Here is a 10,808-nt window from a genome sequence, read left to right on the forward strand (position 1 = left end):
TACAATGAAACACACAATTAAAATGATGTTTTTTGCAGTAGCATTAATGTGCTCTGCATTTACTATGGCACAAAGTACCATTACAGGTACCATTATGGATGCCGAATTAAACACGCCACTACCTAGTGCTAGTGTTGTAGAAAAAGGTACTACCAATGGTACAACCTCAGATTTTGACGGAAAATTTACCTTAACAACTCAGTCAAATTCTGGAGTAATCGAAATTTCTTATGTAGGTTACAACAAAATTTCAATACCATTTAATGGTAACAAAAATTTAGGAAACGTTTCTCTTAATCCAGATAACGCTTTAGATGAAGTAGTTATTATTGGTTCTGGAGTTATTGATTTAGCTGCTGGTAGAGAAACACCTGTTGCTGTTTCAACAATTAGAGGGAAAGATATCCAATTAAAGTCTGCTGGTAACGTAGAGTTTGGAGAAGCTTTAAAAAACACTCCATCTATCTATGTTTCTAACCAAGCAGGTGGATTTGGAGATAGCCAAATATTTTTAAGAGGTTTTGATCAAATTAATACAGCTTACTTATTAAACGGACAGCCAATTAATGGTATGGAAGATGGTAGAATGTATTGGTCAAACTGGTCTGGTATGAGTGATGTTGCTAATGCAGTTCAAATCCAACGTGGATTAGGAGCTTCTAAATTAGCTATCTCTTCTGTTGGAGGTACGGTAAACATTGTATCTAAAACTACAGATAATCAAGAAGGTGGATTTGTAAGATTATTAGGTGGTAACGATAGTTACGGTAAAGCTACAGTATCTTACAGCTCAGGATTAAAAGAAAGCGGATGGGCTTACACAGTATTAGTAGACCATTGGCAAGCTCACAGAAAGTATTCTATTGGTACAGCAGGTCAAGGACAAAACTATTTGTTTTCTGTTGGTTATAAGCCAAACGATCAGCATGCTTTCAACTTTTTACTAACTGGTGCTCCACAATGGCACGACCAAAATTTTTCTAGTGATTTAGAAGAATATGAAGAGTACGGAGAAAAGTTTAATCCAAATACTGGATTCTTAGACGGTTCTCGTTACACAGAAAGACGTAACTATTACCATAAGCCAGTTGCTAACTTAAACTGGGATTATAAAATTAAAGATGGTTTAGAATTATCTTCTGTATTATATGCATCATGGGGACGTGGTGGAGGAACAGGTGGACTTGGACGTGGTAGAGTAAGAAATGACTCTAACGGACAAATTGACTTTGATCAAATTGTAGAAAACAACATTGCTACTGCAGACAATGGTGTAGGTAATTTTGGAGATTCTTATTTAAGAAGATCATCAGTAAACAACCATAACTGGTACGGTTTATTATCTAACTTAAATATTGAAATGAATGACAATTGGTCATTTAACGTTGGTGTAGATGGAAGAACTTATACTGGAGACCACTTTAGACAAATAAATGATTACTTAGGTTTAACAGGATATAACGATAACTTTAGAACAGATCGTCCAAGTGATTACGTGTTAACAGAAAGCTTCGAAGCTAATCCTTGGTCTGCATTATTTAACTTTGCAGATGAAGATCAAAGATATGATAGAGATTATTCTGAAACAATTAACTATGTTGGAAGTTTCGGACAAGTAGAATATAAGCAAGATAGCTTTTCTGCATTCTTCCAAGGTGCATTATCTACTCAATCATACCAAAGAGAGGGGCGTTTTACAGGACGAGGAGATGGTTTAGGAAAATCTGAAAAAATAAGCAAAACAGGATATAACGTAAAAGGAGGTTTAGCTTATAAATTTAATGACCAACATTCAATTTTTGGTAATGCAGGTTTATTTTCACGTCAACCTTTCTTAGATAATATTTTTGCAGACATCAGATATTCTAACAGATTAGTAGAGCCTGAAGTTGAAAATGAAGAAATTGTTGGACTTGAAGCTGGTTACAGATTTAAAGGTAGCGAGTGGAGAATAAACTTAGATGTATACTCTTCAACTTGGGGTAACAGATTCTTAGGTTTTGGTACAGATTTACCAGGAGCTGATGGTATCTTAGGAAATAGTGATGATGAGTTTGGTAACTATAGAATCACAGATGTAACTCAAGTACACAATGGTGTAGAATTTGATTTTGAATACAGACCAATAGCTTCTTCGTTTAGCTTTAGAGGATATGGTTCTATTGGAAATTGGAAATACGATGGAGAAACACCTTATACATTACAAAATGACGATACTGGGCAGTTTTTAATAACAGACGGTAAAGTAGATTTAACAGATGTAAAAATTGGTAATGCACCTCAAACATCTTTTGGTGTTGGTTTTAGAGCTAAATTAACAAAAGGCTTATCAGTAGATATGGATTATAACATTTATACTGATTTATATGAGTTTGTTGATGTAGAAGATGTTGCTGCAGCTGCTTTAGCTGGAAGTAAGTATGAATCTGTTAGATTACCAGCTTACACATTAGCTGATGCAGGTTTAACGTACAACTTTGATTTAGGTTCTAACAGAATGACTTTTAGAGCTAACGTATACAACTTATTTAATGAAGCTTATATCAACCAAAGAGATGCTTTTGGATATTTCTTAGGTGTTGGTAGAACTTACAACGCAAGCTTACGTTACAATTTCTAATTCATTTTAGAAAAACATATATATTAAAAAGCCTCTTCGTTTAGAAGAGGCTTTTTTTATTTATGTTATATGTGGTATCGATTTATAATTTAAATCCAATAGAAATACCGCCTCTACCAACAACTTCAAGGTTACTGTTGTTAAATAGGTTTCTACCTATACCAAAATAGAATTCTGCAATAAAACCTCGTTTAGTTACAAATTTTGCTCCTATAGAAACCCCTAATGCAAAATCGACATAATTTTTATCATCTTGCACACTTTGATTTGTAAAAGAATCAAAAACATACTCGTTTTTAGTAGAATTCAACATCCCAAAACCTTCCACAAAAAAACCTTGAGCATATTTTTTAGAGAAAAAATGTCTATAATAAGGTGTTATCGAAAAGTTTCGATATTCTTCTAAGTCTATATCTTCATTGTCATTAAAAGAAATCAATACATTAACACCTACGGATGCCTCTTCATTTAAAACATGCTCATAACCTACATCTAGCCATGAAAAAACTATTAGGTTAGTAGCGTTTAACTTTAATTCGTTGTTCTTTAAATTATTGGCAATACTATCATTTTAAGCAGTTACAAATAATGTAGAAAATAATAAGGTAAGTACTAAAAGTGTTTTTTTCATAAGAGTTTTTGTGTTTAGTTATAAGTTATGACTAATCGATAATCATACCCTTGGTAGATCATAAATGTAGTAAAAGGTTGCGTTAAAGCTGTAATTAATTAAAAATAAGCTTTTAACTGCACATTTCCAGTATGAATAGTTTTACTGGTTTCGGTCTTTCTTCCAAAATAGGTTAGATTTAAATCTAAAAACTTGGTCAGTTTTTTTTGTGCTAATAGTGTCCAAGTCATGTTTTTACCAGGTTGTAAACCTTCTAGCATTTGGTAGGCAACAGGACTGTTTGCATTACCTTCAAACGTATTATTAAAGATATTAAACTCGCCAGAAATAGCTCCTGCTTGAGCATTGTTTTTAGGTGAATACGCAAAAGACAAACCGTATTTTTGTTGTTGCAAAGACTCTAAATTATTAATAGTGTTTTGCTTACTAGTATATTGATAAAACACATCAAACTGTACATTATCGTTTAATAAATAGGAGAGTTTAGGGTTGAGTTTTTCGGTATCAATATCAAAATTTTTACTACTAAAATTTTCGCTATTACTAAACTGCTGTTCTGAAGCAGAGGTTAAAGTAACCAGCCAACTGTTTTTAATTTTATGAATAAAATTTAATTGATGACTTGTTAAATTATTTTCTAAAAACCCAAAACTTAAGGTATTCTCACTGCTATTCCATAAATAGGTGTAAGAAGTTGTATAGCGTTGTTTACCGCGATTAAAAAACAAGACGTTTCTAAAGTTTAAAGTCAATCCAAGTTGGTTCTCTTCATCTTTTTTAAACGGATTTAAATCAAAATTATCTCCACTTCGCCTAATTTTTCGATCTATTAAATAACTAGTTTGATTATAAAATTTAGAAAAGAATAATTTAGTTTTATTGGTTGCATTAACCCAATCTATAGGGTTTAATGTCAAAGTTTGGCTTAGTCTATTTTGGTGTGTTTTTATAAACACTTGATTTGGTAAAAGCACTCGAATATAATCACCTTGATCTTGGAATTGTGCAATTTCAAACTCTTCTAACTCTTGTATACCATTACTGTTGTAGTCTATCCATGTGTAAGCACCTTGTCCAGGTTCGACTTGCACATAAGTAAAATCTTGCTGAGGTAAGGTTCCAGAATTGGTTTCAAAAGCTGTATTCCAAAGGATTCCGTTTTTTAAAAAACGTTGACTAAATAATAAACGCGAGTTTAATGAGTTTTCATCCTCTTGTGTGTCATCTTCATTTTTTAAAGTTCTATAATTAACGTATAAAGACAGATTAGTCTTGTCATTTTTTAATAATCTAGAATCTAAATAATAGGTGTTAGAACTATTGACACGTTGTAATTTATTAACTCTAACACTATCGTTGACCCTATATTTATAACCTACTTCAGCAAAAACGTTGGTACTATCTCCAACTCCAGTAAACGCTTGGTAAGCAGTAAAACGCTGTGTTAAATCTGTAAATTGCTGTGTCTCTTTAACACGTTCTTTATTTTCTTCAGCAGAAAAACCTGTACCAACCCATTGCTTTTTTAAAGCATAAATTGCTTTATTGTAGGTTCTAAAAAATTTAGACGTATTGTCACTACCATTAGCTTTTAAAACACTTGTTGTAGTTGATAATCTTAGCTTATCAAAATTTAAATTGGCAGATAAATTATGTCTATTTCCATTAAAATTATCCGAATAATTTAAATGCTGAAAACTATAATTTGCTATTCCTTTTTTAGAATGAAACGCTTTAAATCCACCAGAAACCAAACTTTGATTTCCTAAATTAGAATTTAATAAGTTTGAGTTGGTTTGGCTTAAATTCCAGTCTCTATTAAATTCAGGAGCGTATAATCGTTGGATGGTTTTAAAGTCTTGTTGGATATAATCGGCATCTACAAAAGCATTCACATTCCATAAGCTATCGTGTTTAATTAGGTTTTGTTCTACCAATATTTTACCTGCAAAACCCGTATTATTGCCATCATCAATACTAGAAAACAAGTTAAGGTCGTTTTTACTTGCAGCAATTTCAAAGCTTACATTTGTTTTTGCTGAAGGATTATATTCACCATTAACAACAGCAATTTGCAATAAAGTTGGAGCTACCAATTGTACAATTGGTGCATAATTACCTTGTTTAACTCCACCAACTGGTGCCACAAATTCATAAATATTATTAATAGCATTGGTAGAGGTTAAAATATAATCGCCTTGGTTGTCACCAACCAAAGTAAAATTCACGCTAAATAATTCGTCATCAGGATTGTTAGAAAACACATAAATGGTTTCACCATTAAACAAGTCTTTTCGGTATAAAATCCGGTTTTCATTATAGGTTTCTGGCACTTCAGAAGGTGCAACCATAAGTTGCATATCATCTCCAGCTTCACTTAAAATTAAGGCTTGAGCTTCAGATAAATTTTGCTGTAAAGGGTTGTTTTTTGAGTCATTTTCAGAATATACAGAAGCGCCTATTTTTAGTTTTTCACTTTTATAATGTCCACCTCCAAAAGCGATGATTCTAGAATAATCGCGTTCAGAGTACTGAAAATCTACACTAATTCGCATTTCAGAGGTAATTGGATAAGTAGAGTTAAATAATAATTCGCCAGCATTATAATCGATAATATAATCTTCATTTTCACCTCGTTTTAAAGCCACTCCATTAACATAAACGGTTTCGCTTCCAGAGACAATTAATACAAATAATTCACCACTAGGACCCTGTAATTTATAAGGACCTTGATTACCTTCTTGAGCAGTAAATTGGTAGTTGGTAAACTGTCCACGTACTAATGCACCAGATGCAAAAACGTTAGTTTGTTGATTGTCGTCACCAAACTTAGCTTTAACCTGTAACCCTTGTACACGCTTAGTAAATGATGCAAAATAAGATTGGTCATTTATCAAATCAATATCTCCAGCTCTAATCGCCCAATCGTCAGAAAACAATTCTAAAAACACTTGGTCAAACTCATCCAAACGTTGGGAATATCCACTTTCTTGCAAAGGGATATTGGCGTCTTGGATGCTAGCGCGAAGCGAAACTTTATCATTGAGTTTTCCAGTTATTTGCAAGTCTAATTCGCTATTTAAAACCGAGTTTTGATTATTACCAATTGTGACTCCACGACTAATACTACCAGAAGTGGTTAACCCGTCAAAAGGTGTATAAGTTTGGGTAGTATTAGACTGTGTTAGTTTAACTAATTTATTAATATTGTCTGTGCTTTCAACAATAACACGCTCGTCAAATTGCTTGTAAGTTTTAGTTAAAAATTTGGGGTAATTACGGTAATTAATAATAATTGAATCTGCTTCAATAGGTTTTAGAATAGTTATAATGGAAGTTCCAAAATCTACACTATAGTGAGTAGAATCCAATACAACGCCTTGTTTGGTTTCTATTTTAAAACCGTTAGAATTGATGCTTACACTATCTATTTGGATACTATTGTTTACAGCAACAGTTTTTTGTTTTAACCCACTAGTTTGTTCTTGCGCAAACGCAAAAATTCCAAATAAAAAAAAGAAACAAGTAAGGGTTGATTTCATCTACAAGTATAACACCAAAAATAGAGGTTTATTTTGTTAATATTTTTTGATTAAAAAGGAGGTAATTCATCTTGTAAAAGTAAAGCATTATTTAATTTAGCAGAAACAAATAACATAAGCATGAAAATAATCTCATATAACGTAAACGGAATACGTGCAGCAATCAACAAAGGATTTATAGATTGGTTAAAAAGTGCTAATCCAGATGTGGTTTGTTTACAAGAGATAAAAGCAATGGAAGACCAGCTGGATTTAGATCTGTTTTTAGACGCTGGATATAAATTTAATTATTGGTTTAGTGCTCAAAAAAAAGGCTATAGTGGTGTGGCTATTTTGTGTAAAACTAAACCCAATCATGTCGAGTTTGGTACTGGAATAGAGTCTATGGATTTTGAAGGTAGAAACCTTCGGGTAGATTACGACAACGTGTCTATTATGAGTATGTATTTACCCTCTGGGACTAATGACGCAAGGTTAGCACATAAGTTTGAATATATGAATATGATTCATAATTATTTAAACGATTTAAGAGAGCAATTACCTAACTTAATAGTTTGTGGAGATTATAATATTTGTCACGAAGAAATCGATATCCATAATCCAAAAATGAAAGGTGTTTCTGGATTTTTACCAGAAGAGCGTGAATGGTTAGGTAATTTTATAGATAGCGGGTTTATAGACTCGTTTAGATACCTAAATCCAGAACGTCAAGAATATTCTTGGTGGAGTTATCGTGCAAATGCCAGAGCAAATAATAAAGGTTGGCGATTAGATTATGCAATGGTTAGCCAACCATTACAACAAAAAATAAAAAGAGCAGTTATATTACCAGAAGCTAAACATAGCGACCATTGTCCAATTTTATTAGAATTAGATTTATAACTAAAGCCCAAATATTATTAATATGAAAAGTAACATCGCAATTATCTTACTAGCTATATGTTTAACTAGCTGTGTATCCCCTAAGGTTTATAAAGAATTAGAAGGAAAATATGCAGACCTTAAAAAGGAAAATAAAACCCTTACTCAAGAAAATCAGGATTTACTAGACCAGAAAAATAGTCTAGAAAATGATTTAACAGTATTAGCCTCAAAATATGATGATGCACTAGCAAGAAAAAATCAACTTGAAACAGACTATGCAGCAATACAAAGCAAGTACGATAATTTAAAAGCCTCTTACGATGCGCTAGATGCTAATAGTAGTTCTGCTATTGCTGCAAATACTCAAAAAAACAGAGAGTTGTTAGCGCAGTTAGAAGCTAAAGAGCAAGCGTTAGCAGCAGAAAACACACGTTTAGAACAGCTAAAAAAAGAGTTAGAATCACGCTCGCAGCGCGTTGCAGATTTAGAACGTATTATTGCCTCTAAAGAAGCAGAGATGACAGCACTTAAAAATGCCATTTCTAGTGCATTAACAGATTTTGAAGGTAAAGGATTAACCGTAGAGCAACGCAATGGTAAAGTGTACGTTTCTATGGAAAACAAACTATTGTTCCAATCTGGTAGCTGGGCAGTAGGCACACAAGGTCGTCAGGCAGTCAAACAATTAGGAAGCGTTTTAGGGGATAACCCAGAGATTTCTGTGCTTATAGAAGGTCACACAGACAATGCACCATATCCACCAAACGGAAATATAAAAGACAACTGGGATCTATCCACAAAACGTGCAACAGCAATTGTCGCTATACTACAGGAAAACCCTAATATAAAAGCCGAAAATCTTACTGCTGCTGGACGCGGAGAGTTTGCACCAATTACACCAAATACAACTCCAGAGGGTAAAGCCAAAAACAGACGTATAGAGGTTATATTAACTCCAAAGTTAGATAAGATTACAAATCTTTTAAATAACTAATTGGGCGTTACCACAAGGGTCGGGCTATTCGCTACTAGTTTTGGCTCGAAGCATACGCTCGCCAAAAGCTAACCGCTACTATCCCTAACGCAAACCTTAACAAACTTTTAGACCTTTAGTTAAAAAACAAACTAAAGGTCTTTTTATATTTGTTAAAAATTCTATCCAATACCTTATGAAATATACAACACTTCCAAACACAGATATTAAAGTCAGTAAAATTTGTTTAGGTACCATGACCTTTGGTAATCAAAACACCCAAGAAGAAGGGCATGCACAATTAGATTATGCTGTAGATCAAGGTGTAAATTTTATTGACACAGCAGAGCTGTATCCAGTGCCAGCAACAGCAGAAACCTCTGGAAGAACTAGTCAAATTATTGGAAATTGGTTAAAAAACAAAAAAAGAGAAGACTTAGTATTAGCTTCTAAAATAGCAGGAACAGGAGATTATACAGCTCACATACGTACAACAGGATTTTCAAAATCGGCAATTAACGAAGCAGTAAATTTAGAGCTTAAAAGATTGCAAACAGATTATATAGATTTATATCAATTACATTGGCCAGAACGCCAAACCAATACCTTTGGAGAAAGAGATTATAAACACAATCCAAACGACCCTTGGAAAGATAATTTCAAAGAAATTTTAGAAACTTTACAACAAGTAAAAAAAGAAGGTAAAATTAGAGAAATTGGTATCTCAAACGAAAAAGCATGGGGAACCATGCGTTATTTAGAAGAATCTAAAAACAATAATCTACCAAGACCAGTAACCATTCAAAATGCATACTCACTTTTAAACAGAGTGTATGAAGGTGACATGGCAGAAATATCTATGAGAGAACAAATCGGATTGTTGGTGTATTCTCCTATGGCTTTTGGTGTATTGTCTGGAAAATATATTAAAAACACAGCAGGTGAAAACGCACGTCTAAAGCTGTTTCCAAGGTTTGCAAGATACAGCAGTGAACAATCTACTTTAGCTACAACAAAATATTTAGAATTAGCAGAAAAAAATAATTTGTCACTTGCGCAAATGTCTTTAGCATTTGTTAATCAAAGACCCTTTGTAACCAGTAATATTATTGGTGCAACATCTCTTCAGCAACTTAAAGAAAATATTGATAGTATTCACCTAGATTTATCAGAAAACATACTGGAAGAGATCAATAAAATACATGCAATAATTCCAAATCCAGCACCTTAAAATCATGTAAGTTTTTACTGGTGTTGTTAACACTTTTTGTCGGTAATTAAGGTCGTTAATCTATTATAACATTCTTTAATCTTTTTCAATGTGATTTTTTTTTAGTTTAGGAGACTAATTAATTTATTCCTCATAATGAAAAAAACTACCTTATTTTTAGCCTTGCTACTGTCATTAATAGGCTGGCAAGCTAATTCACAAGTACTTAATCAGCCAGCCAATTGGCCAAATACCAACTGGACAGTTACAGGAACTTACAACACAGCTCCTGCAGCTTTTGAAGCAGATCCAACTACTACCGCAAACTTTGCATTTGACGATGATGATGCTGGTAGTACCAGTTCGGATAATATCCAAGCAGAATCACCAATCATAGATTTGACTGCAGCATTTACTGCTGGAGAGACGTGGTTGTTTGTAGATTTTGATTATGTTTTTAATTGGATAAGTGCAGATGCTATTGGTGCAGAGTATTGGGATGCAGATGCAGGCACATGGAATCCATGGGGAGCACCAATACAAGCAGACACTGCTGGAGCACCAACAGATAATTTTTGTTCTGGTACAACAGAAGCTTTTACCTCAGAACAATTAAACATTGCAGGCTTTACTGCGACACAATTATCAGGATTTAAATACCGTTTATTTTATGATGATGGTGGCATTTGGGGATGGGGATTTTGTATAAATTCTCCAACAGTAACCTCACAAGCGCCTCCAACCTGTCCAGATATTACAGGTTTAACAGCAACAACAACTGGAGATAGTACTGCAGACATCTCATGGAATGCAGGAGGTACAGAAACCGAGTGGCAAATTTGGGTACAACCAGCAGGAACAGGTGTGCCAACCACAGATGGAACAGTTACGACATTAAATGCACCATACCCAGCAACAGGATTAACACCAAGTACAGCGTATGAAGTATATGTAAGAGGTAATTGTGG

The 10,808-nt window shown here is 33.6% G+C and carries 7 protein-coding genes; 5 read left to right on the top strand and 2 right to left on the bottom strand.

The genetic code is table 11. The annotated features are described in order from the left end of the window. Positions 1 to 4: 4 nt before the first annotated feature. Positions 5 to 2,620: a TonB-dependent receptor gene (locus tag LY08_RS11995; RefSeq protein WP_111660690.1), complete on the top strand. Its 2,616-nt coding sequence runs from the start codon at positions 5 to 7 to the stop codon at positions 2,618 to 2,620. 82 nt (positions 2,621 to 2,702) lie between these two features. Here LY08_RS11995 and LY08_RS12000 read toward each other — a convergent pair whose 3' ends face one another. Both LY08_RS12000 and LY08_RS12005 read right to left on the bottom strand, forming a co-directional pair. Continuing rightward, on the bottom strand, positions 2,703 to 3,182 hold the full coding sequence (locus LY08_RS12000; RefSeq protein WP_211305933.1) for a DUF3575 domain-containing protein: 480 nt from the start codon (positions 3,180 to 3,182) through the stop codon (positions 2,703 to 2,705). 167 nt (positions 3,183 to 3,349) lie between these two features. After that, the gene (locus LY08_RS12005) at positions 3,350 to 6,793 is read right to left on the bottom strand and encodes a hypothetical protein (RefSeq protein ID WP_111660691.1); all 3,444 of its coding nucleotides are present in this window, start codon (positions 6,791 to 6,793) and stop codon (positions 3,350 to 3,352) included. A gap of 120 nt (positions 6,794 to 6,913) precedes the next feature. Here LY08_RS12005 and LY08_RS12010 point away from each other — a divergent pair, with 120 nt between their 5' ends. The 4 genes from LY08_RS12010 to LY08_RS12025 all read left to right on the top strand — a co-directional run. Then, positions 6,914 to 7,675: an exodeoxyribonuclease III gene (locus LY08_RS12010; RefSeq protein ID WP_111660692.1), complete on the top strand. Its 762-nt coding sequence runs from the start codon at positions 6,914 to 6,916 to the stop codon at positions 7,673 to 7,675. Positions 7,676 to 7,697: 22 nt separating this feature from the next. After that, a complete protein-coding gene (locus LY08_RS12015; RefSeq protein WP_111660693.1) occupies positions 7,698 to 8,651 on the top strand; it encodes an OmpA/MotB family protein in 954 nt (317 codons plus the stop codon). Positions 8,652 to 8,826: 175 nt separating this feature from the next. Then, on the top strand, positions 8,827 to 9,861 hold the full coding sequence (locus tag LY08_RS12020) for an aldo/keto reductase (protein WP_111660694.1): 1,035 nt from the start codon (positions 8,827 to 8,829) through the stop codon (positions 9,859 to 9,861). 135 nt (positions 9,862 to 9,996) lie between these two features. Next, positions 9,997 to 10,808, top strand: an 812-nt coding sequence (locus LY08_RS12025; RefSeq protein ID WP_146603222.1) for a fibronectin type III domain-containing protein, incomplete at its 3' end; no start/stop codon positions are given.

Origin of the sequence: Olleya aquimaris (genome assembly GCF_003259525.1) — a bacterium.
Lineage (GTDB): Bacteria > Bacteroidota > Bacteroidia > Flavobacteriales > Flavobacteriaceae > Olleya > Olleya aquimaris.

Bases quoted from the DNA above. Each gene is read 5' to 3' on its own strand.
- LY08_RS12015 (WP_111660693.1), top strand. From the start codon at position 7,698: ATGAAAAGTAACATCGCAATTATCTTACTAGCTATATGTTTAACTAGC.
- LY08_RS12020 (WP_111660694.1), top strand. From the start codon at position 8,827: ATGAAATATACAACACTTCCAAACACAGATATTAAAGTCAGTAAAATT.
- LY08_RS11995 (WP_111660690.1), top strand. From the start codon at position 5: ATGAAACACACAATTAAAATGATGTTTTTTGCAGTAGCATTAATGTGC.
- LY08_RS12010 (WP_111660692.1), top strand. From the start codon at position 6,914: ATGAAAATAATCTCATATAACGTAAACGGAATACGTGCAGCAATCAAC.
- LY08_RS12005 (WP_111660691.1), bottom strand. From the start codon at position 6,793: ATGAAATCAACCCTTACTTGTTTCTTTTTTTTATTTGGAATTTTTGCG.